The 24,230-nt window shown below is 35.2% G+C and carries 17 protein-coding genes; 3 read left to right on the forward strand and 14 right to left on the reverse strand.

Annotated elements, in window-relative coordinates:
• Positions 1-380: 380 nt before the first annotated feature.
• The 6 genes from BW942_RS05885 to BW942_RS05910 form a co-directional block, all read right to left on the reverse strand.
• The gene (locus BW942_RS05885; RefSeq protein WP_001211327.1) at positions 381-800 is read right to left on the reverse strand and encodes a hypothetical protein; all 420 of its coding nucleotides are present in this window, start codon (positions 798-800) and stop codon (positions 381-383) included.
• The gene (locus BW942_RS05890; RefSeq protein WP_001255223.1) at positions 797-1,213 is read right to left on the reverse strand and encodes a hypothetical protein; all 417 of its coding nucleotides are present in this window, start codon (positions 1,211-1,213) and stop codon (positions 797-799) included. The genes BW942_RS05885 and BW942_RS05890 overlap by 4 nt, the downstream gene beginning before the upstream one ends.
• Before the next feature lie 170 nt (positions 1,214-1,383).
• Positions 1,384-2,028 (reverse strand): pyridoxamine 5'-phosphate oxidase, encoded by a 645-nt coding sequence (gene pdxH / locus BW942_RS05895; RefSeq protein WP_000371278.1) that lies wholly within the window; start codon positions 2,026-2,028, stop codon positions 1,384-1,386.
• 420 nt (positions 2,029-2,448) lie between these two features.
• On the reverse strand, positions 2,449-7,728 hold the full coding sequence (locus tag BW942_RS05900) for a trifunctional serine/threonine-protein kinase/ATP-binding protein/SpoIIE family protein phosphatase (RefSeq protein ID WP_000027848.1): 5,280 nt from the start codon (positions 7,726-7,728) through the stop codon (positions 2,449-2,451).
• Positions 7,729-7,737: 9 nt separating this feature from the next.
• Entirely contained in the window at positions 7,738-8,403 is a 666-nt protein-coding gene (locus BW942_RS05905; RefSeq protein WP_000506007.1) for a transmembrane-type terpene cyclase, read from the reverse strand.
• 4 nt (positions 8,404-8,407) lie between these two features.
• On the reverse strand, positions 8,408-9,526 hold the full coding sequence (locus BW942_RS05910; protein ID WP_001178919.1) for an oxygenase MpaB family protein: 1,119 nt from the start codon (positions 9,524-9,526) through the stop codon (positions 8,408-8,410).
• A gap of 97 nt (positions 9,527-9,623) precedes the next feature.
• Between BW942_RS05910 and BW942_RS05915 the strand changes: the two genes are divergently transcribed.
• Positions 9,624-11,030 carry an OmpP1/FadL family transporter gene (locus BW942_RS05915; RefSeq protein ID WP_001172917.1) on the forward strand — a complete coding sequence of 469 codons (1,407 nt, stop codon included), beginning with the start codon at positions 9,624-9,626 and terminating at the stop codon, positions 11,028-11,030.
• Between the two features lie 241 nt (positions 11,031-11,271).
• Here BW942_RS05915 and BW942_RS21405 read toward each other — a convergent pair whose 3' ends face one another.
• Entirely contained in the window at positions 11,272-11,460 is a 189-nt protein-coding gene (locus BW942_RS21405) for a hypothetical protein (RefSeq protein ID WP_002090428.1), read from the reverse strand.
• A gap of 1,206 nt (positions 11,461-12,666) precedes the next feature.
• On the opposite strand from BW942_RS21405, the gene BW942_RS05920 reads away from it, so the two are divergent.
• Entirely contained in the window at positions 12,667-13,875 is a 1,209-nt protein-coding gene (locus BW942_RS05920) for an Lcl C-terminal domain-containing protein (RefSeq protein WP_001101406.1), read from the forward strand.
• A 530-nt stretch (positions 13,876-14,405) separates the two neighbouring features.
• On the opposite strand, the gene BW942_RS05925 is transcribed toward BW942_RS05920, so the two are convergent.
• The 4 genes from BW942_RS05925 to BW942_RS05940 are packed head-to-tail and all read right to left on the reverse strand — an operon-like array spanning position 14,406 to position 18,185.
• Positions 14,406-15,476, reverse strand: coding sequence for a sulfate/molybdate ABC transporter ATP-binding protein (locus BW942_RS05925; RefSeq protein ID WP_082279635.1), 1,071 nt, complete (start codon positions 15,474-15,476; stop codon positions 14,406-14,408).
• 1 nt (position 15,477) lies between these two features.
• Positions 15,478-16,317 carry a sulfate ABC transporter permease subunit CysW gene (gene cysW, locus BW942_RS05930; RefSeq protein WP_000808274.1) on the reverse strand — a complete coding sequence of 280 codons (840 nt, stop codon included), beginning with the start codon at positions 16,315-16,317 and terminating at the stop codon, positions 15,478-15,480.
• Positions 16,314-17,159, reverse strand: coding sequence for a sulfate ABC transporter permease subunit CysT (gene cysT / locus BW942_RS05935; protein WP_000817966.1), 846 nt, complete (start codon positions 17,157-17,159; stop codon positions 16,314-16,316). Before cysT ends, cysW begins: the two co-directional genes overlap by 4 nt.
• 18 nt (positions 17,160-17,177) lie before the next feature.
• Complete coding sequence (locus tag BW942_RS05940) at positions 17,178-18,185, reverse strand: sulfate ABC transporter substrate-binding protein (RefSeq protein WP_000842617.1); 1,008 nt, start codon at positions 18,183-18,185, stop codon at positions 17,178-17,180.
• 1,427 nt (positions 18,186-19,612) lie between these two features.
• Between BW942_RS05940 and BW942_RS05950 the strand changes: the two genes are divergently transcribed.
• Positions 19,613-19,957, forward strand: a complete 345-nt coding sequence (locus BW942_RS05950; protein ID WP_000220512.1) for a hypothetical protein — start codon at positions 19,613-19,615, stop codon at positions 19,955-19,957.
• A gap of 210 nt (positions 19,958-20,167) precedes the next feature.
• Here the strand turns inward: BW942_RS05950 and BW942_RS05955 are convergent, their stop codons facing one another.
• The 3 genes from BW942_RS05955 to BW942_RS05970 form a co-directional block, all read right to left on the reverse strand.
• A complete protein-coding gene (locus tag BW942_RS05955; protein WP_000291894.1) occupies positions 20,168-20,761 on the reverse strand; it encodes an imm11 family protein in 594 nt (197 codons plus the stop codon).
• Positions 20,762-21,077: 316 nt separating this feature from the next.
• Positions 21,078-21,395, reverse strand: coding sequence for a hypothetical protein (locus BW942_RS05960; protein WP_000244248.1), 318 nt, complete (start codon positions 21,393-21,395; stop codon positions 21,078-21,080).
• A 1,025-nt stretch (positions 21,396-22,420) separates the two neighbouring features.
• Positions 22,421-23,626, reverse strand: a complete 1,206-nt coding sequence (locus tag BW942_RS05970) for a bifunctional 3,4-dihydroxy-2-butanone-4-phosphate synthase/GTP cyclohydrolase II (RefSeq protein ID WP_000615785.1) — start codon at positions 23,624-23,626, stop codon at positions 22,421-22,423.
• Between the last annotated feature and the right edge of the window lie 604 nt (positions 23,627-24,230).

Below are 24,230 nucleotides of genomic sequence, written 5' to 3' on the forward strand. Positions count from 1 at the left end.
GAGTTGTTGAAAAATTCCATAGCAACAATTAACAAAACGCCTCAATCGACCGTTTTCATAAAATAGAAATCAATGGAAAATTAATTTTTCAACAATTCTATTTTATAGTAGTTCCCACAATTTTTAAAGATTAACTGTAAATTCACGATTTGTGAGAGTTCCCACACTTATTTTTACGAAAAAAAATTGACGATAATTAATTAGAGTTGTTGAAAAATTCCCTAGTTCCGATTAACAAAACTGCTTTAATTGCCCGTTTCCATAAAATAGAAACAGATGGAGAATTAATTTTTCAACAATTCTATTTTATAGAAATCAGCAGAACAAATCGATAAAACTATTTTGTTAATCGTAGATATGGATTTTTCCAACAAATCGAATCATCTATTATTGTAAAAAAATCCTCTCAGTTGATTTTTACAATAATCTTCTGCGGCCTTAGAAGTATAAGTATCGTTATAAAACGTCAATCGTAAATTATCTAGATAACAATCTCCAACTGAATTTTGATCAGAACAGACGTCATTTAAACGGATTTCAGCATTAGACATTTTGCATAAAATTGAAAACGAATCGGAATGAAAACTTTCGTAACATACAGAATCCGTAATACTATGACAGGACGTTTTATCAGAGTTAGTTGTTAAAAATAAGAGAGAACTAATCAACGTTTCTCCCCGAGTTGGTTCACAGGAACAAGCATCTAAACCAAAAGAACACGGAAGGATTGTATATGCTATCAGAGTTGTGCTCAAAAAAACGATCATACAAGAAAAAAATAATCTCGATTTGAATCTCATAAAAATACTCCTCCACTACTTTCACAATTTGTTTTTGCAGTTGAATAGTTCCAATTTTGAGGAACCGTTGCGTAATAAAATTTTATCTGAATGGACTTTGTAGATTGAGATTCAAAAGAACACTGACCTACTTTATTTGTTTGAACACAAGATTGATCTATTTCGAAAATACCTCCCATATTTTTACAAAAAACTGCAATTGTACCTTCGTATTGAATTTTTGAAAACTCAAGACAATAACTTTTAGATGAAGATACACATCTTCCATTAAAAGTAGGTGGATTTAAAAGATATGTTGCAAATAAAACTGCAATCCCATCTTCACTATCATTATCCGGGCAATTGCAGGGTCTCAAACAATGGAATAAAAATAACGTTGAAAATAGAAACGGTAAATATTTTACACGTCGCATAACAAAATAGATCTCCAAATTTTTTATATATTACTCAAAGGGATATAAAAAGTATCTGACATTCTAAATTCAAACAGTATTTTACAATAAAATTTCACGGTATTTAATTTTATAGCTACGAGTAGTTAGGGAAAATCAAACAAAAGGAATATTCTAAAATTTAAATATAGTCATGGAGCAATTCTAAATTTTTCCCAAGAGGAAGACGTATCTCTTTCAAACACGATTCTATCGTGTAAACGGCTGGAACGACCTTGCCAAAATTCGATTCGACAAGGGTAAACCGCATAACCTCCCCAATGATTCGGAAGATCCACTTCTTTATTTTGATATTGATTGGTAAATTTCTGAAAACGTCCTTCTAAAAATTTACGATCAGGAATTTTTTGACTTTGCGGTGAGGCTAACGCACCGATCTGAGACTCTCTAGGCCTTGAATGAAAATATTCTTTAGAAACTTCCCTAGAAACTTTAGTTACGTTTCCTTCGATACGAACCTGACGTTCTAATTCAGGCCAAAAGAAAACGAGACAAACGTTTGGGTTCGTTTCTAATTCTGTTCCTTTTCTACTTTCGTAATTGGTATAAAACAAAAACGATTCCTTCAAAATTCCTTTTAATAGAACGATTCTAGCGTCTGGTTTTCCATCTTGAGTGACAGTTGCAAGTGTCATCGCATTGACTTCCAACACTTCCGACTGAACGGCTTCCTCAAACCATTTTTGAAAAAATAAAACCGGATCGCTTCCGGCGTCTTCTATCTCTAAAGAAGATAGTGTATAACTCTTTCTAATTTCTGAAATTTTAGGATCCATAGAAATTGATTTTAAAAAATAAACGTCATTTTGTAAGTAAAAGAAAATTTCTCAAACAAAGTCTCTGAAAGTAGTTCCCACAGAATTCATTATTTTCAAATCTTATTCTTTTACCAGATGTAAAAGTTCCCACAAAACCATCATATCGTATGATTATCGTTTTTTAGCACTCTTTTGTTATTCTAATTTCTGTATGAGTTCCCACATTTTTGTGAAACGAAAGCGTCTCGTTTCTTGAACTAATGCATCACTTCCTGAATGCCGATCCTTAGAGAGATTCGCTGAGTTTTCTGGGGCGCTCTAAAAACTCAGCAAAACGCTTGCCTGAACTCAAATCTCGCTGCCGACAGATCGCAAAATAGTCGTTCGAAGTAACTCAGCGTCTCGCTTCTATGGTCGCTCGACAGATCTTGGGTAAACTTAAAACACTTCAATTGCGATCAAAGTAAAATCATCTTGAATCGGTGCCCCTTGTAAAAACAAATTTAAATCTTTTTGCATTTTAGAAATTTGCTCTTCAGGATTCAATAAACTAGAAGAATGAATAGAATCCAAAAATCGCTCCTCTCCAAATTCGTTTTTATTTGAGTTAAATTGTTCGTAAACCCCATCCGTAAAAAGAAAAATTCTATCTTCCGGTTTTAATTCCACGTTTTCAGAATAATATATAAAATCTTTTTTCAGACCTAAAATCGCGCCGGTTTTATGTAAAAAGTCCGCCTTACCATTCCTCCAAAGGACTTGAGGAGGATGTCCCGCAGAAGAATATTCCAGAGTATAATCGTTTACATTAATATCCGCAACGACACAAGTAAGATACAAAGTTTTGAACTTTTCTAAAATTACTACATTCAATTCTTTTAATATATTAGAAGGATTTTTTTCGGTCTTTTTTAGGTGTTCATACTCACTTTTGATCGCCATAGTAATCAGGGCAGCCTGGACTCCATGTCCAGTAGCATCCGCTACAAAAAATCTATAAACACCCGGACGAATTTCAAATAGATCGTAAAAATCACCTCCTACCTCGTCCATAGGTTGATAAGAAACCGCATAAAGAATTCCTGGAAGATTTGGATGATCCGGAAGAATACTACGCTGAATTTTTTTGGAATATAAAAGATCTTTTCGTATGATTTTAAGAGATTGCATTAACTCCTGAGTACGAAGTTCCACCTTTCTTTCCAATTCCGCGTTCAAACTAGTAATATCCTCATATAGTTTAGCGTTTTCTAATGAAATCGCAGCTTGAGAAGAAAGAATTTCTAAAATTTCTAATCTATGCTCGTCAAATACGTCGTAGGTGAGGCGGTTTTCGAGATAAAGTACACTCAAAATTTTTCCCTGTTTTGTAATTGGAAAACAAAGAAGAGATTTTGGTTGTTTTTCGATTACATACGGATTTAAAGAATGGAGAGAATCCTTGGAAGAAGTATTGTTCAATAATATTTTTTGCCCAGATCGATAACAATAATATACAATCTCTACCGGTAACAATTCGGATGCAGAATCTAAAATCAAGGATTTTGGTAGAATATTTTCATCTTCGATATCTTGTCCGGTTTCCACATAAAATCCGCTTTTTCTAGGAAGAATCAAAAATCCTCTCGTAGCCCCTGCATTCTCCATAATTGTTCGCATTAATTTTTTTAATAATTCGTCTTGTTCTATACTCTCCGAAATGGATTGAGAAGATTTTAATACACTTCTTAAATCTAAATTTTCTGCGGACTTAAGGATCGTATCTAAAAGAGCTTCTTCTCTCGTATGTAAAAAAATTCCTGCGTCTTCATCGGGTTGTCTGATCGTTTGGATACGATTCGCTTTTGCAGAAGCTCCCCAAGTTCGATACTGTTTTTCTGCAATTTTTAAAAGATAATTGGAGTATTGTTTTCTTCCCCTTCCAAACTCCCACATTCCCGCGTGTTCATAAACGATCGCTTTTCTCAAATTGTTATCATTTTTTTGAAGAGAAAACAAGGCCAATTCGAAAAAAATCTCAGCCTTTGTAAAGTTCTTCTTATATTTATTATATTCTGCTTTTAGAATATACCAATACGATTTAAAATTATCCGGAAAGGTTTCAGACCAGGTTTTAAATAAAGAAATAGACCGTTTGATAAAATATAAATCCGAAAAACTTATTTTTTTTCCCACTTCGTTCAAACGGATCAAGTGAAGAGATTTGAAAAATCTGTATTCGGAATAAATAAAAATCGTTCTAGATCTTTCCAAATCATTTGCAAATTGCGAAAAAATTTTTAAACCTTCTTCCCATTCTCCACGTAGATAAGTTTCCTTTCCTCTCAAAACGGCATACCAAGTATTTGCGGTTCCATTTGCATTCGGAATCAATATTTCCCGCTCAAAAGTTTCCACGGACATTTCCCGATCCTTGTAAATTACGTTTGGCCGGAAAGGATTTCCCAGACTTCGGATTAAAAAATCAGAACTGGCTGCGATCACGTAAACGGTTTCGTAACCTAATTGTTCCGCTCTTTTTACATCTTTAATAAGAATTTCATAATATGATTCTGCATTATCCGAAGAATAAAACTGATAAATAGAATGTGCAATCAAAGAAAACGCTGCCCAAAGATAATCTCCATACTGAATACACTTTTCATACGCTTCTTCCGAAAATAATGCTAATTTGGAAAAAGGTACTCTATAAAAATCGAGCAGCATATTCTTTCCAAATAAATATCTTCCTTTCACTCGATCCGCATTAAAAATCTGAATGACGTATTCTCCTAAATCCCAATATCTAAGTGCAGTATGTAAATTTCCAGTCATCGCAAAAAGAAGAGAACCAAAACCAGCATAACCAAAAAAACTGACTGGAGAATTTCCTTCCTTAAGAGTAATATTCATCAGTTTCAAAAAAAGGAATACAAATAGCTTACTATCCGAATGTTTTCCATAGTTCAACATGTTCGTAAGTATGTTGATGGTTTCTATCTTATAAGGGTCCTGATTTTTTTTCGCCTCCTTTAAACGCTCCGGACTTCTTCCTCTTTGATAATAAATCATCTTTAAAAATTCCAGAGTCAGAATCCAAATTCCAGGCTTTTCGGGAAATTGTACGTTTAAAGATTTAAGCGCTTTTAATCCGACTTTATATGCACCGTCCAAATCGTTTTTCGCATTCATCACTTCCAATTGCATCAAATAAACGTCAGCAATTTCAATTCGATCGTGAAGTTTAGAAAGTAAAACCTGAACCGTATCCTCTGCTTCGAAAGTTTTAGAAAGAAAATAAGCGGACTCTGCAAACGATTTGTAGATTTGAATACATTGATCTTTTCTTTCCGTCCAAGATTCTTCCGTAATTTTTTTCTTAAGAAGAGAGAAAAGGTTATAAGCCGTGTTAAACGCAGCAGAAAGTTTTGCTAAATTTCCGGCCAGAACAAGATAACGATTGAAAACTTCTAAGTCTTCTTTAGAGTTTATAATCTTTTGAGATTTAACAAGATGATTTGCAATTTCTTGAATCCTCTCCTGTTTGGAAGAAACTAGATCCGATTCTACCAAAAACCAAGCTAAATTTTTATGAATTTCAGCCCTTTGCTCCGAAAAGATTGATTCCACGATCACTTGATTGATTTTATCGTGAGAAAAACGGAACATGATTCCTTCAAAAAGTTTATTCTTGTCTAATCCTTCTGCATTCTCTTTTTTTAATATTTGTAAAACAGGATAAAGACTTACCTGAGATTCTTGATAAATCACAATTCCTTGTTTGATACATTCTCTAATTCCAGTTTCTATAATCTCTGGAGAATTTTGAAAATATCTATATAAAATCCCAAGATCAAAAAGGTTTCCTACACAGGCGGCTACCTTTAAAAGTTTTTGTGTATTTTCCGGAAGTCTAGTGATCTCCTCCGTAAGAAGATCCAATACGTTTTCGGTTACCGTTTTCTTAATAATCTGATCCCAATCTAAACTCCAAATCCCTGAACTCTTTTGGTATTGTATATAGGATTCTGTATAAAGATTGTTGAAAAACTGATTGAGAAAAAAAGGATTTCCGTTTGTTTTTTGATAAAGAATTTCTGTAAGTTTTTTAGTATCTTCCTCTTGCAGATCCAAACTGTCGGTCACATAATTTCGGATCATCATAGGGTCTAATGGATTTAGAGAAATTTCCTGAAGTAGTATTTCCGAATTTAAAATTCTCTCCCTAAAAGAGTTTAGAAAATCAGAATGTTCTTCTTCGTTTCTACAAATAAAAACGAACAACATACCTTCCCATTCGGTTTGTCTAGATATAAACTCAATCAGAGAAAGAGACGCCGAATCGGCCCACTGAACATCGTCTAATATAAGTAAGGCGGGATTATGCCGGTTGAAACAGGAGGATAAAAATCTTAAAATGACTACAAATAAAAATTGATCGTCTTTTTGACTCTGATAATCGGACGAAACAGAATGAACTTCGAGTAAATTAACTATTTCCGGTATAAATTGGGTCAAAAGATGAATGTTGTCCCCTAGTTTCTCCCGAATTTCTCTTCGAAAAGATCGTATTTCGTATTCAGATTGAGTTAGTAGATGATTGCATAACTCGACTAAAATTTGTCTAAGAGCGAAATAAGGAATTTCTTTTTTATCTTCTTCAAACTTACCTTTAAAACTTCGTAATGTGTTTAATTCTTTGGAAAGAATCGTATCTTGAATCAAAGAAGTTTTTCCAGTTCCGGATTTTCCCTTAATAAGTATGGCGGCCTTAACTCCAGAATAAACCGCAGAAATTGCCTCTTCTATAATTTCTTTTTCTTTTTCCCTTCCATATAATTTTTCCGAAATTCTAAACTTATCTTTTTTTTCCGTAAAACCAGGAATAAATTCTAAAACACTTTTTCGGGAACGAATCGAATCGTTTAACATCCTAAGATCATGTAATAAGGTTTCGAGAGAAAAATATCTTTCCTCAGGCATCTTGGAAAGAAGTTTCATTACCAAACTCGAAATCGGAATTGGTATTTCTTTTCTTTTTTCGGAAATCGCAACCGGAACTCTGGCGACATGGGCATGGATAATCTCCAAAGGATCATCCGATTCAAAAGGAGGTTTTCCGGTTAAAAATTGATAAAATAAAATTCCAATCGAATAACCATCCGAACGAAAATCAACGGAACGATTGAGCCTACCTGTCCTTTCTGGAGAACAATAAGCGAGTAACGTAGGAGAAATTTGTAGGGGAGCTAAATTTCCTTTTTCTCCTAAAAGTAAAGAAGAAGAACCAAGCCAAGCAAGAACAGAAGTTTTAGTATCCGTATCATAAAAAAAGGAGCTAGGACCAATTTGATTATGAAGAACTCCTTGCGAATGTAGATGAACCAGATTTCCGGTAATAGAGATGGCTACTTGAAGAAATTCTTCGATCGATAGCTGACCTACCTTAGAAATATAATTCGACAGAAGAGAACTTTCTAAATTTTCATAGATGAGACAGTACCGATCTTGAATCTTTATCAAACGTTCCGGTTTCAGAATATGATCGTCTGAAATCAGTTTACCGATTTCATATTCATTCAAAAAATAAAATGAATCCTCGTCTCGAGTTCTTTCCTTTTGTATCCTAAGAATTTTAGTTTCAGATTCACCTTTTAAAATCCCTCTGTAAATCGTAGAAACGTGATCCTCCAATAGGATTTCCTTTTTATGAAAAGAAGTCTCGGTTCTAATTGACATTTTTATAAATTACTTTCTGGTTTTTGCAAATAGATAAACGTAATAAGCGTCGGCTATAAAAACCAATATTCCAAGACACAAAACGAAATACTCTTTGGGAAAATAGAGAAACAAAAATACGGTAAAGAATACGGTTCCCCAAAATTTACACCACGCAATCGGATAAGAAAATAATCGATTGTCGTTCATAGATAAAAACAAAACCGGATACATAGCGGAAATGAATAAATTGAGTATATAAGCAGAATTGGAACCAGTAAAAAGGTCGTATCGATTGACGTAATAAGTATAAATCAGAGCCCCCCAAGACAATAACAATACTAAAAGTAAAATTCTATATTCTAATGTACTAATTGATATTTTGAATTGTTTTTGTCCGTATCTAAATACATTGTAAAAAATTACTACGTCCAAAAGAAACGCAAGTTTATAACCCCAATTTAAAACAATTCCCATGTCTTCTTGGATGACAAATCCCCAAAGAAATTCCCAGACGATGTTTCCACAGGCGATAAACACGGGCATTTCCACAAATTGTTTACGGTTTGAATCCACGATTAACGCAAAGTAGACGTATGCCCAAAAAACTACTCCAATCAGTAAAAATACGTTTTCAAGAAGTGTGAATTTTCCCAAATAATAAGGGTCCGTTAAAATTCTTTCCAAAAATCCCATAAATTTATACTCCCCAGTTTCCTTTTAAAGAAGGTGGAATTTCAAACTTAGCCTTCTTACCTTTGTAATAGAAATTATCCATTCCTAAGATCAGTTTGGATGAAAAATGCGCGGCAAGTTTCTGGAAATGATCATTCTCGCTTAACGTCTCATCAAAACCAGTGATAACCTTTTCTAGAATTTCTCCTAGAATTTCTTTTTCTTCCCAAGGAAGTTCTAAAATTTCACAATTTTCTTTACCTAAATATTTCTGAAGAAAATACAAAGGTACTCCGTCCAACAAATTTCCTGGAACCATATATTCCATAAAATCTAACAGAGATTTTGCGAGAATCTTTCCCGCCTCGGATTTCCTTCTTTGATCTTGAAAAATGGAAAGCCCGAGAGCATAAGCATCCTCATACGTATCAGGTGATAATTCAGGAAGTACTCCTAGGATATGACCTGTAACTTTCCAAAGATGTATGTAAGAATCTTTTTCCTCTTCGTCTAACGTAATTCCGGAGAAAGCCAATCCTTCTAAAATCAGACTGGAAAAGGATTGTAAGGTCCCAGCCATGTCCTGTTGATTGATTGGTTTGCCCCACTCTTCTTTCCATTGATTCGATTCAAATATAAAATGACGAATCGAAGCGTGCATCAGCCTTACCTTTTGTGCGGCTCTGATTCCTTCTCCTCCCTGAGAAAGACCTCCCTCTTTCAAAACAGAAACTACAAATTGTGTAGTTTCCATCAGTCTTCTAAATACTTTTTGTGTAGAGCCGTTTTCTTCCACCAGCCTTCCTGTATATACAAGTACCTCTGCTCCGTTGCCACAGGTATAAGCCATAGGAAGAGATTTACAACATAGAATCATGAGTATTTGCGGTCCATATGTAGCGAATACACGTTCCGCAATTTGAATTTTTTTAAGATCAGCCCACTCAGGAAGAACACTAGTTTTTTCAAAGTATTCCTTAAAGTAAGAAGGAAGTTCCGTTGGTATAGGTCCGAAATTCTGTGTTAGAATATTGAATAAAGCTAAACTTCTCAATTTATCTTTTTTATCAGATTGAAAATAGTCCTGTATCACCTGATCCGCATAAACGTCTGTTATGGATCTATATTTTATAAAATTCTGCATTCAATTTTCCTCATTGGAGTCACAAACTTTATGAAACCTCCGAAATGTGAAAAGAAAAATAACTTTTCAGAAATTCAAATCTTATAAAGTGTTACACATGCAAAAAACGAAAATCGCATTTCGATTCTATTTTAAAATTTTATTTTTTATCTGTATCGGGTCTATATCCGTAAATTCGTTGTTCGGCGTGGGAGTATTTCAACCTTCTCATAACGCTCGATATGCGGGTATGGCAGGGGTCAATCTTGCCATCGGAGGTTCTCCAATGGATATTGCAACCAATCCCGCAAATTTAGTTCTCAATTCCAAAGGTGGGCTTGAGTTTGGAATCGGGCTACCATACATTCGTTCTCAATATAAGGATCGTCTCTCAGATACCAATCCAGAAACCGAGTATCATAATTCTCAAAATTATAATATTCTTGCGCCCTTACCCTACTTCGGTTTGACACTCCCGCTTACAGATCGATTGAGCTATGGAGTTGGAATTTATGTTCCGGGAGGAGGAAGTGGCCAGGTAAATGGAATACTCAGATTAACTCCCAACGCTCAATCCCTGAGAGATTGGTCGGGGGTGGACATTCCAGGACCAATTGGAGATTCAAAAAAAATTAAAGAAGATTTATCCACTACATTTTATGTAGTAAAAGCTACCAACGCTTTAGCGTATCGATTTGGAAATCTTTCCGTCGGTATGGGAATCGAAATGATTTATTCCAAACAAATCGCCAATCAAAAATTTTATGATATTACCCATACCTTGGAAATCCCGGGTCAGGGTTTTGATTATAGAAGTAAAAACGCGTATTCTATGGGAGGAATATTCGGATTTTCTTATGCGTTTACAGAACTATTTAGGATCGCATATTCTTACCAAACTAGAAGTATCCTTCCTTTGGACGGTGGAATGCAAATAGGAATTGGAGACGTCAATAACTACAGAAGAACCGGAGTTTCTGCCACTTTTAATCTTCCCGAAAAACACGGATTAGGTTTTTCTTTTGGAAACGAATCTCTAAAAATCGGTTTGGATTTTTTATATTACAATTACAACTCTTATGATCAAACTTTTAAACAGAGATTAGAAGATCCTTGGTTTCCAACTTTTTTAGGTAAAACCAATACAATCACTCAAAACATAGCGTATCACGACGCTTGGGCGGGAGCAATAGGAATCGAATACAAATTAGATTCTTTTGTTTATAGAGGTGGTTATCGTTATAATACAGGAGTAGTACGTTCAGAAGGAATCAGCGCTTTACAAGCAGGGATTATGGTCCAACAACTGGCAACCCTAGGATTGAGTTTTCTTTCCGGGAAATGGAGTTTTGATCTTGCAATCAATTATTTATTCGCTAAAAAAGTCACCGCGGATCCAGGAAACAACTGGGCGGTATTACATTCCGCGTTTGGTCCAAATGACATTCGAATATTAAATTACTCTCAATCTCTACAATCAGACGTACCTGTAATTTTATTTGGCGCTTCTTATAAATTTGATTGAGTAAAAAATTTTACCCTGGTTTCAAAAAATCGACTTTTCTGATTTTTATAATTTAGAGTTGTTAAAAAATTAATCCTCTTTCGTTTTTTTCATGAAAACGAATAGGGAAAACCGTTTGTAGATATGTTTTTTTTCAACAACTCTAATTTAGTATCATAAGTTTTGATAGAAAACTTTGTTCAGTGTAAGATTAACTGCTGTTCTTTTATATAATCTAAGATCAACACAAATATTAAGAATTCTAAACACAGACCTGCAGAGAGCGACCATAGAAACGATGTATTGAGTTTAAGGAAGTGTTTGCTGAGTTATTTCGAAGCCCATAAAAACGAGACGCTGAATTACTTCTAGCACCTAAAACGTGACCAGCGTTTTGCTGAGTTTGAACGCGACCCGTAAACTCAAGCAAAGCCTCTCTAAGGATCGGCATTTAGGAAGTAAAATCGAGTTTCACAAAAATGTGGGAACTACTACAAAAATTTAATAACATTAGATCTGCTAGAAAGTTTGCAAATTACCAAATACGACCTGCAGAGCGACCATAGAAGCGATGCATTGAGTTTCACAAAAATGTAGGAACTATTATATTTTAACGTGAGTTCGGTATACGAATGCGAAAGCGATTGTAGCGAAAATTCCGAAGGAATTGCAGCATTATGTTGCGACAGCAAGGAGCAACATTGAGTTCAAGCGCGGTCGCGAGCCATTGTATACCATAAAATTTGCGAGCGATTCGCCCAAATATTCTTACGTCGAACTCACGTTATTTTATTAAAAATTTCTTAAGAATTACGTGAATTCGCCGTAATGATTCGTTTTATAAAAACCTGATTTTTCCATAAAAAATAAATGTTTAAAAATTTGTAATGTGACTCAATCTGTGGGAACTCTCACAAATCGTGAATTTACAGTTAAACTTTGAAAATTGTGGGAACTACTATAAGATACAAAAAGAATCGTCGTCCAATCAAATTTTTGTACAAAACCGTTGTTTTACGCCCATCATTAAAATTTAAATCCCACTTTAGCATGAGTTTGGTTTAAGAAAAACTTTTCTAAAAGTATGAGTTCCTACAATTTTAGAATTTGATTGTAAAATCGTGATTTGCAGTAGTTCTCACATTGATCTATAAAGCTCAGATTTTAACTTTTTTCAGAATCATGAGTTTCTACCCCGAACTCACATTAAAAATCATTGTGTAAAATTCTTTTGAGGTATTGGGACAAACTCTAAGTTATTTTTTATTTTTGGAATATTTAAAAAATATAATTTGCCCCAAAGTTATCCTATAAATACAAGGCCAAGATGATTTTTACAGAATAGAATATCTAGACAAACTGGCTCCTATGGTTTTAAATTCAATTCCTGGATGTATAGTTTTGTTTGAGTGAATTACCATAAAACAAACTCATAATATCATATGATAAATATATACAAATCATTAAAAATCGGTTTAGAGATTTTACGGAGCAAAACGATTATTACAAAACCAGTCGTTTTGAATCTGAATACAAATTTATCATTTAATCCGTCCTATTCGATAAAATGAGTTGTTTTATAAAAATTCACAAGTTAGAATTGCGACTTCTAGATTTTATATAGTTTAGGTCCGATTTACTTTTAAATAAAATTTTTATGAATGTAAAGTCCGCATTTTTATTCTTTTCCATAGTAGCTACTAGCTGTATAGTAAGTCCTCCGGACAAACCAGAACCTCCATTTGCAATCCTTCGGTATTTTTTAAGTCCCAGTACAAATGAAAGTGAAGAACCTCAGGTAACTATTTCCAACAATACACCAATTCCTGTCGTCACACCACCACCTAACTTTAATTTAAGCGCTGTTAGTGATACGGGACAAACTCAATGCTGGACATCTGGCGGAGTAGCAACTGCGTGTTTAAACAGCGGCCAAGACGGAGAATTTATAAACACTCCAAATTCTCGTTCTTTTACAGGTCCCACACAACATCCACAATATGGGACGGATTATACAACCTTAGATAATATACGAGGACTCGTCTGGAAAAGTTGTCCTGAAGGTCAAAACGGACCTACTTGTGCTTTAGGAGCCGCAACAGCGATGGATTGGGATACGGCGACTAACGTTGGAGGACCCGGCAGTTGTTCCGACCTAAATAACCAAAACGGAGGAAACGGTTATGCAGGCAGAACCAATTGGAGGATTCCAGAATTCAAAGAATTTATGAGTCTTTATCGTTATTCTACAAATCCAGCTCATCCCGAAAACGTACAATTTCCAAATGCAGATATGACCAATCTCTATATGACGAATACTACTTATCCACTCAACGTTGCGGAGATTTGGGCTGTTGATTTTTTAACGTTAGGACTTCCGATTCAGCCATTTGTAAAAGTAGGTGCGAACGTATTTTTACGCTGTGTTTCTGGAAATCCGTTACCCGTCTTTTCGTTCTTAGACAACGGAAACGGAACCGTCACAGATCAAAATACAAAACTACTCTGGTCAAAATGTGCATTAGGAAAATCGAATGTAAATTGCACAGCGGGAGTTTTATTTTCGGGAAACAGACAGTCAGCATTCAATGGGTGTAATAACTTAAATGTCGCAGTATTTGCAGGAAGAAACAACTGGAGACTACCTAACGCAAATGAACTCTTAAGTATTATAGATCATTCCGGCGCGGGAAATCCTACTATTCCAGCCGCTTTTCCAAACTTTCCCCCAAACACCACATTCTGGACTTCTACAACCAACGAAACAACTCTAACCGAAAGTTTAGTGATTAATTTTAATGGAGGCGTTTTATCGAGTTTAACAAAAACTTTGGCAGCAAGTGGAATCTGCGTTACAAATCTTTAATATAGATAGATCTTCATAGAACCAGAAATTCATTTAGAGGAGTTCTCTTTACTGATAATTTCTATAAAATTGATTACCATAAATTTTTATTACAAAACCCTGTTTCATCGCAAAATACTATACACTGATTGTATAGATCTGAGTAACAAAAAACAATCATCTAAAAAAGTAATTCCCACAGAAACCGTCGCTTAGATAAATTTACAGGTTTTAAACGAACTTGATTCTAACGTGAGTTTGACGTAAGGAATCCATAATTTTTTTCTAAAAAAGTTGTGACTTCGACTCCAAAATGTAGAAACTACCGCAAATCACGATTTTACGAACAAATTCTAAAATTGTAGGAACTCATACTTTTAGAGACTCTTTCTCGCTTTCTTATGTCGAACTCACGTTAAATAAAGTATCATCCCAAAAGAAAGATTAAAAAATAATATTCTATTTTTATAAAATTAAAAAAATACGCACATCACAAAAATAAAAAACTATTTTATAAATGTTCCCCAGAACAGCTTAAACCAATGGATCAATTAAATTGTATAATCCTCAACATAAACCTTTATTTTTTTGAAACGGATATGAACGGTTTCACCAGGAAGTAGATTGAGAGATTGAAACTCGGAAGAATTGAGCTGTGACTCCAAAATAGTTCCGGTATCTAAACGTTTAAGATCAATCTTTACGTTTCTACCAGTTGAATGTATATATTGAATTTCTGCTGGGATCGTCTGTGCTTCAATCGGTTCTCTTAAAATTTCTACGTCATAAGGACGAACGTAACCAACGGCGGAAGCGTTTTCAATTTCGGAATGTTCGGGAGTATCTACTTTAATTTCACCAAGTTGGGTTTGTCCACCTTGAACTCTTCCATGAAACAAATTTACGTCGCCCAAAAAATGAAACACAAACGAATTTTTAGGATGATTATAAACCTCGTCTGGAGTTCCGACCTGCTCTATTTTACCAGATCTAAGAATGACCACCTTGTCCGAAACCTCAAGTGCTTCCTCTTGATCGTGAGTCACAAAAACGCTCGTAATATGAATCTCATCGTGAAGACGTCTAAGCCAGTTTCTCAATTCCTTTCTAACCTTCGCGTCCAAGGCACCAAAAGGTTCGTCTAACAGTAAAAAACGAGGCTCAATAGCAAGAGCCCTAGCGAGGGCAATCCGTTGTCTTTGACCTCCGGAAAGTTCGGAAGGATAGCGATTATAAAAATTCTCAAGTTGAACAAGTTTTAAAAGACTCATAACCTTGTCTCGAATCGTATCCTTACTCGGTCTTTCGGATCTTTTTCCAACTTCAAGACCAAATGCGATATTTTCAAAAATCGTCATGTGTCTAAATAACGCATAATGTTGAAATACGAAACCCACACCTCTATCTTTGGCGTTTTTTTTACCTACTTCTCTACCCTCAAAAATCACCTGGCCTTTGTCCGCGTCCTCGAGACCGGCGATGATTCTAAGTAAGGTAGTTTTACCGGAACCGGAAGGACCTAAAAGAGCGACTAACTCTCCAGAAGGAACATCTAAAGAAAGATCGTCGATGGCAGTAAAATTTCCAAAACGTTTTACAAGATTCTTAACTTCAATTCCCACGTTATACCTCCTCTTGGAGAAATTCCTCTTTTTTTACGATTTTGATTTTTCTTTCCAAGATCTGTTTTGCGACGAGAGTGATTAAGGATAAAAATACAAGAAGAGAAGCCGCCGAGAAAGCTGCCACAGAATTATATTCATTATAAAGTACTTCAATTTGTAACGGCAACGTATTCGTTTGGCCTCGGATATGTCCGGAAAGAACAGAGACTGCACCAAATTCTCCCATAGCTCTCGCGTTACAAAGTATAATTCCGTATAACAGTCCGTATTTGATACCTGGTGCAACAATTTTCAAAAACACTTTGATCGGAGAAGCGCCTAAAAGAAGTCCCGCTTCTTCCTCTTCCATCCCGGTAGCGTCCAATACAGGAATCAGTTCTCTTGCCACAAAAGGAAGAGTAATAAAAACCGTAGCGATCACAAGCCCTGGAGTGTTGAATACAATTTTGAAGTCTAATTTTTCTAACCAAGGACCAAACCACCCCTGTCTTCCAAAAAGAAGAATAAAAATCAAACCGGAGATCACAGGTGAAACCGAAAATGGAGAATCTATGATCGTGAGTATCCAGCTTTTGCCCGGAAATTCAAAACGAGTCAATGAGAAAGCAGCAAAAATTCCGAAAATAGTATTCAAAGGAACGGCGATTCCGATTACTAAAAGAGTCAATTTGAAAGCGGAAACGGTATCGGGTTCCCGAATCCCTTCCCAGTAAGCACCAAAACCTTTGGAGAATGCTTCTTGAAAGACGGTATAAATAGGAAGAATCAAAATCAAAACGGTGAGAAAAAAAACGACACCGATAAGAAAACTTCTAACGATTAACGATTCTTGTTTCATTCGCTTTTCCTAGCAGCGATGTTCTGAATAACATTAATACATAATAATATACTAAATGAAATTACAAGCATAATAAACGCAATTCCGGTCGCTTCTTCGTATTCGTATTGTTCCAATTTTGTGACGATCAACAACGGAAGAATTTCCGTTTTACCGGGAAGGTTCCCAGATATAAACACTACAGAACCGTATTCTCCAATTCCTCTTGCAAATGCCATTGCGGCTCCAGTAACCAGAGGAGAGATAAGTTCTGGAAAAATTACTCTTCTAAATATCTGCCAGCGGTTTGCTCCTAAACAATAGGCAGATTCTTCCAATTCTTTAGGAAACTCTTCTAAAACCGGTTGAACGGTTCTGACTACAAACGGGAAACCTATAAACACGAGAGCAATAACGATTCCAATTGGAGTATATGCAATTTTGATTCCAAATGGTTCGAAAAATTTTCCAATGATTCCGTTTGGAGTATAAATTGTAGTAAGAGCAATTCCGGCAACTGCAGTCGGCAAAGTAAACGGAAGATCTACTAGAGAATCAAGTAAAGACTTTCCAGGAAAATTATAACGTACTAATACCCAAGCAAATAAAAAACCAATAAACAAATTGAGAATTGCCGCAGTCGCCCCAGCTCCAAAACTTAAATAGAGAGCAGCTAAAATCCTTTCGTGGGTAAGTAACTTCCAAAAACCTTCCCAGCCAATTCCAGTACTTTTTAGAAAAAGAGCACCTAACGGAATGATAACGATTAAACTTAGATAAGTTACTGTTACGCCTAATGTAATCCCAAAGGCAGTTTTTCCGTAAGGTTTTGTCCTAAAAGTGGCCACGTTTTCTCTTTTCAAATCTAAGAATTTTTTTATTCATTGTTTTGAAGTAATCTGATCAAAAATGGCTCCGTCAGAAAAATGTTTTTCCTGAGCATTTTTCCAAGAACCAGCTACGTCTCTAATCGTAAATAGTTTCAAATTTTTGAATGTATTTTTATATTTGGACGCCACTTTTTTATCCGTCGGACGGTAGTAGTTTTTTGCAATCGTTTCTTGACCCTCCGGAGAATATAAAAACTTCAGATAATTCTCGGCAACTTTTAAAGTATTATGTTTTTCAGCGTTTTTAGTGACAACCGCAACAGAAGGCTCAGCCAAAATACTTACGGATGGAAATACAATTTCCACGTTCTGATTTTTCGCTGTTTCTTGAAGAGCCAAATGCGCCTCGTTTTCCCAGGAAATCAAAACGTCTCCAATTCCTCTTTGAACGAAAGTAGTCAAAGAACCTCTCGCGCCCGAATCTAATACAAGAACATTTGAATATAAGCTTTTCATAAATATCTTTGCCTTTTCTTCGGATTTGTATTTTTCTTTTGCATAACCCCAGGCCGCTAAATAATTCCAGCGCGCTCCTCCTCCAGTTTTAGGATTCGGGGTAATTACTCCTATTCCTGGTTTTACAAGATCGTCCCAATCCTTAATTCCTTTTGGATTGCCTTTTCGAACTAAAAATACAATCGTAGAGGTGTAAGGAGAACTTTGATATGGAAGTAACTTTTCCCAATCGGTAGAAAGAAGTTTCGTTTTTTCAGCGATCGTCTCGATGTCGTGTGCAAGCGCCAAAGTGACTACATCCGCTTCCAATCCATCGATGACTGCTCTTGCTTGTTTACCGGAGCCTCCGTGGGATTGATGAATGACTAAATCTTCTCCAGTTTGTTTTTTCCAGTGCGTTATAAATAATTTATTGATTTGCGAATACAATTCTCGAGTTGGATCGTAGGAAACATTCAAAAGTTTGGTTTCGGAAAACAAAGAAAATGAAACTACAAAACATAGAATCGATGAAAATATTTCTAAAGATTTGGATGATTTCATTTGGTTCTTCCTGTAGAAAACTTACAACAAAACGAAAAAAAAATCTAATTTATTAGATAATTTGATCCAATATCTTAGGTTATTGTCTAAAAGTAAAGAATTTTGTTGAGTTTTTGATAATCCTCGGTAAACCCTAAAGAATCAACCTGGTAGAATTTCTTTTTGAAAAAACTAAGAGTTTGTTCTAAAAAACCTCAAAGAATTTTACGCGATCATTCTTTAGAAATTTTTAATCAAATGCAGTAGTTCCTACATTTTTGTGAAACTCAATGCATCGCTTCTATGGTCGCTCTGCAGGTCGTATTTGGCAATTTACAAACTTTCGAGCAACTCTAATCTTGTTAAATTTTCGTAGTAGTTCCCGCATTGGACGGTTTTGGAAAAAACTCAAAACTAAAAAAATAGCTTAGAAAGAACATATAAATAAATTAGAATATTTGAAAATAAACTAAGAATCGATTCTGTCGATAAACTGAAACGTAGTAATTCCCATTAATTATATCGTATTCTATTTTTTTGAAGGTTTTTATAACTCTAAAAATTTTGTAAGTTCTAATATGAGGCCTATTTTATAACCTTGAAAGGGATCTCATTTTTGGAAGAAGCTCATAGTATTTTGCACATGATTATTTTTCTATAGATAATGATATTGTTGGGACATTACCAATCGTTTAAACTCGTTAAAATTATTTGTATAAATTGATTAAATAATAGAATTGTTGAAAAATTAATTCTCTATGGGTTTTCGTTGTATGGAAACGGTCGATTGAAGCGTTTTGTTAATTGTTGCTATGGAATTTTTCAACAACTCTAATGTGAGTTGAGCATAAAAAGCCCATGATTCTGAAAAAAGTTAGAATCTGAATTTTACAGATCAATTCTTTAAATGTGGGAACTACCACAATTGATAAAATAGCAGTTTATAATAATTGAATTTTGTCATACTTAGGTGTAGGAACTACCACAAATCTTAAGTTTATCTGCAAAATGATGTAGGAACTACTGCAAATCACAATTTTACGAACAAATTCTAAAATAGTAAGAACTCATACTTTTAGAAAATTTTTTCAACCACCGAACTCACGTTAAAATGGGATTTACTACTCGGACGCATAAAAATAGTACCAAGTTATTAACGGCCTAATTTACGAAAAATAGTGGTACTTAAAAAATACCGCAAATTCGGAATTTACGGCATTTTAAAGCAAGACCAAAATATTCAAATTTTTGAAACAATCTAACACAAGTATTCTATTCATGCGTCCGAGTAGTAAATGTTGATGATGGTCGCCAAACAGAGGTTTTGTGCAAAAATCTGATTAGATGATGATTCTTTTGGTATTTCGTAGTAGTTCCCACAATTTTCAAAGTTTAACTGGTAAATCCACGATTTGTAAGAGTTCCCACATCTATTTTTTACTAAAAAATTGACCTATGATAAAACGAAAACGGATTTCTTACGTCCTGCTCAAGTTAATTTACTCTTTCGTTTATACCTTTGTTTTAGAACACGTCTCAAAATCCTTTTAAGTGTGGGAATTACTATTACAAAAGACCATTTCAAAACAGGTAAACTATCGAATGAGGCCAAATTTGTGGGAACTCCCTCATTTTGGTTCAACTTTACCAACAGATTTCTATTTTGGTTTTGGGACACTTTATTAGTTCAAAACGCGAAGCTCGCGCGTTTCGATCCCTTTGTCTATTTAGGAAATTTATTCAAATCTTCGGAGAGAAAACCAAGAGCTCTTTTTTTTCTGGATTTTCAGTAACTAAGTGACGGCTACTCGATTTATTAGGTGCTTATGTTTGGAAACGGTCGATCTAGAGTTTTTCGCCGATTTTTAATATGTCGAAAGTTTCAGATTATATCTTCTTTCGGTCGACCAGACCTTGAATCATTTCCAATAGTATTCATCTTCTTTTGTCATCTATGAAATACCATCAACACAATGGCGAGCTAGGATAAGGCGTTTCAAATTCTATAACTGGATCCAATTTTTCGGTTCAACGAAAGCGAACGAATTAATTCCCGCTGCATGAATCGCATTTTTGATACGTTCGTGTACTAATACGGTCATTACGTTCTCCTCCAATCGAAAAATAGAAGGAAGGTTCTGTATTTTATGCTCATCCGCTGCAAAACCTCGTATACTAGAGTCACTGGAATAATTTCCATCATAACTTTCTATATTAGATTTTTTAAAATCGATAACAGATGCTTTATTTGTAATATTGAAAGCGTAATGTTTGAGCCGTGCACCGGAATCCGTGTATATTAAAACGACTTCATAAAGATCTAAATTGTTTACCCCGTTGTCTTGTAAAATTTTAGCAAGTCTTGGAGATAAGAGACTAATCGAGCCGTCAAAAAAATCAGGAGGTGGTCCATCATAATCAAAACGCGGGGAAACAGGAACTTCGATAGGAACTGTTACGTCAGTATCGAAACGTTTCCCCATATGCCAATTTATTGGCTCCGGTCTTTTGACAAGCTCCTCATGAATTTCCAAAAATGGACCGTCGTCGTCATCTTCAACGGATGGATTGGTTAAGTAATCAATTACGTAATACATATCATGTCTTGAGTAATTCAAAATTTGAAAAACGACTGAGGTCAAGTTTTTTTCAGAATACCCTTCCTTTTGTAGATGTGAACAAGACAACAATCAGCATAGTACTCTCATCAGGGTTATTTAAGCGCAAATGGTTTTGGATATCACTCGATCGTAATCGTTCACTATACCATACTGATTCAGCTTGTTATTCGAAAACGATTCGGGAAAACCACATCAGTTTGGCAAAGCACTAATATCAGTCGGAGAATCGAGTAGGTCATAGCCGCAAAACTCATATTCTTTGGATTGATTTTGTGCCGATATCGACGCAACATTAAAGGTCGTCATAATGAAGTTGAGCCACGGTTCGGTGGAAATATGTCGTAGTAGAATCCATATATAAGTTTGTCAAAACGCCGCCAATCACAACCTCTACATCGTAGTTTTCCTGAGAATCATAAGCAATCGTGACAATTCTCGGATACAAAATAGAGTCAAGCGAAACTATCTCCCTGACGACATGTAAAAAAAACAAGAATTCTAAGTATTTTTTCCAATTCTCTCTACAAGACAGATCAAACGTTGCTCTAACGGTAATAGCCAATTCAATCGATTCTCCTGCCAGCGCGCAAAGAAACTCTCTCAAAACCAAATATATCCCCCTGAGCGTTCATGTAAGTTGTAAGTAACATTGAATGCAAAGACGAAGTAACTAAAATCCTCTCAGCTTGATCTTTCTGATAAAGTAAAATTAAGTTTTGGATACGGGGTTAAATTATTTTATAAATATAACAAAAAATTCTAATATTCATTTTCGAAATATGTAGCCGCATCTGAAGAAGGTTCAAATAGAGAATAATGCAAATAAAATGGTTTTTATGAGAGAAATGTAAAAAATAAAATCACCGGAAAACATAAAAAACGTGGCGAAAATGAAACCAGAAGAAAACTCAAAACAAAAAAATCAAGGTAATTTATTTCGCAATCGATTAGACCAAATCCTGAATCACAGACATCCATTCTTTCAAATATCGAAGAAGATTGACTGAGAAAAATTTGAAAAAGAATTTTCCACAAGTATGAGTTTCTATAATTTTAGAATTTATTTACAAAATCATGATTTGCAGTAGTTCCCACATTTTAGAAATCAATCTGTAAAGATTAGATCCCAATTCTTTTTCAGAAAATGAAACTGATATTCAGTAACGCGAGTTTGGTATTATAACGCAAAAGGGATCGCGTTGAACTCAGCAAAACGCTTCTCTATCATCACCTTACCACAAGTTGAATAGGATTTTAGAATCGAAAGCTCAAAAAGGCACATTTTTCAAGTGTTCCGACAAGAATGAGTCTTTTTACTTGCAAAAAGTATGTTTTTCTGATAGAGAAAAATTTTCCGAACCTTACCGCCCACCCAAAAATAGGAAAAACTCAACACAACGCTCTCTATGAATCGCGTTGTGGAGTGGGAACTAAGTTTTACAGAGGATTTGTCGTAATTCCGACAGATTTATATTGAGATCAAATACTTGTGGGTAAGGTTATGGCTCTCTATGAATCGCGTTCGCACTGATTTGATTACGTCCTGCTCACATCAAGTAAATAAGTACAAAATAAACTATTAAAACAAAAGGTAATATAATAATCTTTTAAAAAAGAACGAACTAAAAACGAGATTCAACCAAGACCTAACATATGACCAAGCTTTAATTTTTTAGTCATCAAATAATCATGGTTGTCGGAACCGGGTTGAATTTCGATCGGAACTCTTTCTACCACTTCTAAACCGTAACCATCTAAACCTACGATCTTACGAGGATTATTCGTTAAAATCTTCATTTTACCTACACCTATTTCTCTCAAAATTTGGGCTCCAATTCCATAATCTCTAAGATCCGGTGCAAAGCCTAATTTTTCATTGGCTTCGACCGTATCATATCCCTTATCTTGAATATTATAAGCTTTTAATTTATTGATCAGACCAATTCCTCTTCCTTCCTGTCTCATATAAAGAAGAACCCCCCTCCCTTCTTTAGAAATCATTTCCAAAGCGGCATGAAGCTGTGGTCCACAATCACAACGATTACTCGAAAAAATATCTCCAGTCAAACATTCGCTATGCACCCGAACCATTATAGTTTCTTCTTTTTTAATATCTCCTTTGATCAAGGCGATATGAATCTTATCGTCTATCAGAGTAGAATACGCTCGGATGGTAAACTCTCCGTATTCAGTCGGTAGTTTAGATTCTACTTCTAAACGAATTAAATTTTCTTTGGCTCTTCGATAACGGATCAAATCTTCGATCGTATAAATATTCAGTCCGTGTTTCTCTGCAAATTTTTCTAAATCGGGCAAACGGGCCATAGTCCCATCGTCGTTCATAATTTCGCAAATTACACCCGCCGGATACAAACCAGCAAGTTTTGACAGATCTACAGCAGCTTCGGTATGCCCAGCCCTTCTTAAAACTCCACCGGGTACCGCTTGTAGAGGAAATAAATGACCAGGACGCATCAAATCGGCAGAAACGGTTTTATCATCTAAAAGGACTTGGACCGTAACCGCCCTATCCTGTGCAGAAATTCCGGTCGAAGTTCCGTGTTTGGCGTCCACTGAAACAGTAAACGCAGTTCCGTGTTTGTCTCCTAGGGAATAATCGTCTACCATCCGATTCAGTCCTAATTTTTTAAGACGTTCTACTTCCATAGGTATACAAATCAGACCACGCCCAAAAGCAGCCATAAAGTTGATTTTTTCTTTATCCGCAAATTCGGCCGCAACTACAAGGTCTCCTTCGTTTTCCCGGTCTTCCGAATCCACAAGTATAATCATTTTACCGGACTTAATTTCTTCGATTGCATTTTCAATGGGTTGAATCATAGATCTATTCTTACCATCTCTTCTATTGGACTAAAATTTGGCTACAGAAACTTAAATATTAAGTTTACCATTTACTTCTCAAAAACAATATAACGTTTAGACTTTATTTTCACGAAAACAAAATTTCCAAATTCGGGTGTTCACAAATACAAAAACTTTTAAACTATCGAAAGGAGACGTAATCTGTTGTGGTTTTGTAAAATTTCAGCACTTGTTTTCTTTTACTTAGAACTACACAATAAAGCACCTATTTAATAGTTTATACTTTAATCATGTGAATTCAGAGAATGAAAATCTAGGCAAATAAAAACTCAGCTGCAACGACTCCCCTGAACTCAATAAAACCTTTCTATGGATCGTGTTTTGAACCATAGCAGCAGCCTCGCTAATTTTATAGCTAAAAAGCGCGACTGCACTTTTGATCCAATTACTTACAATTTAGCTTTCTAAACTCAGCAAAATGCTCCCTATAGTTCGCGTTTTAGGTTTAACACAAAAATCGCTTTCACATTGGATTCTATCGAGCTTACGAGAAACGGCACTTTATGATAGACATTTAGGTACTCAATTTTATAGAGATCAGTCAGATCTGGGCACATGAAAA

The organism is Leptospira interrogans (assembly GCF_900156205.1).
GTDB classification, from domain to species: Bacteria; Spirochaetota; Leptospiria; order Leptospirales; family Leptospiraceae; genus Leptospira; species Leptospira interrogans.

Bases quoted from the DNA above. Each gene is read 5' to 3' on its own strand.
- BW942_RS05885 (WP_001211327.1), bottom strand. From the start codon at position 800: ATGAGATTCAAATCGAGATTATTTTTTTCTTGTATGATCGTTTTTTTG.
- BW942_RS05890 (WP_001255223.1), bottom strand. From the start codon at position 1,213: ATGCGACGTGTAAAATATTTACCGTTTCTATTTTCAACGTTATTTTTA.
- pdxH (WP_000371278.1), bottom strand. From the start codon at position 2,028: ATGGATCCTAAAATTTCAGAAATTAGAAAGAGTTATACACTATCTTCT.
- BW942_RS05900 (WP_000027848.1), bottom strand. From the start codon at position 7,728: ATGTCAATTAGAACCGAGACTTCTTTTCATAAAAAGGAAATCCTATTG.
- BW942_RS05905 (WP_000506007.1), bottom strand. From the start codon at position 8,403: ATGGGATTTTTGGAAAGAATTTTAACGGACCCTTATTATTTGGGAAAA.
- BW942_RS05910 (WP_001178919.1), bottom strand. From the start codon at position 9,526: ATGCAGAATTTTATAAAATATAGATCCATAACAGACGTTTATGCGGAT.
- BW942_RS05915 (WP_001172917.1), top strand. From the start codon at position 9,624: ATGCAAAAAACGAAAATCGCATTTCGATTCTATTTTAAAATTTTATTT.
- BW942_RS21405 (WP_002090428.1), bottom strand. From the start codon at position 11,460: ATGCCGATCCTTAGAGAGGCTTTGCTTGAGTTTACGGGTCGCGTTCAA.
- BW942_RS05920 (WP_001101406.1), top strand. From the start codon at position 12,667: ATGAATGTAAAGTCCGCATTTTTATTCTTTTCCATAGTAGCTACTAGC.
- cysW (WP_000808274.1), bottom strand. From the start codon at position 16,317: ATGAAACAAGAATCGTTAATCGTTAGAAGTTTTCTTATCGGTGTCGTT.
- BW942_RS05940 (WP_000842617.1), bottom strand. From the start codon at position 18,185: ATGAAATCATCCAAATCTTTAGAAATATTTTCATCGATTCTATGTTTT.
- BW942_RS05955 (WP_000291894.1), bottom strand. From the start codon at position 20,761: ATGTATTACGTAATTGATTACTTAACCAATCCATCCGTTGAAGATGAC.
- BW942_RS05970 (WP_000615785.1), bottom strand. From the start codon at position 23,626: ATGATTCAACCCATTGAAAATGCAATCGAAGAAATTAAGTCCGGTAAA.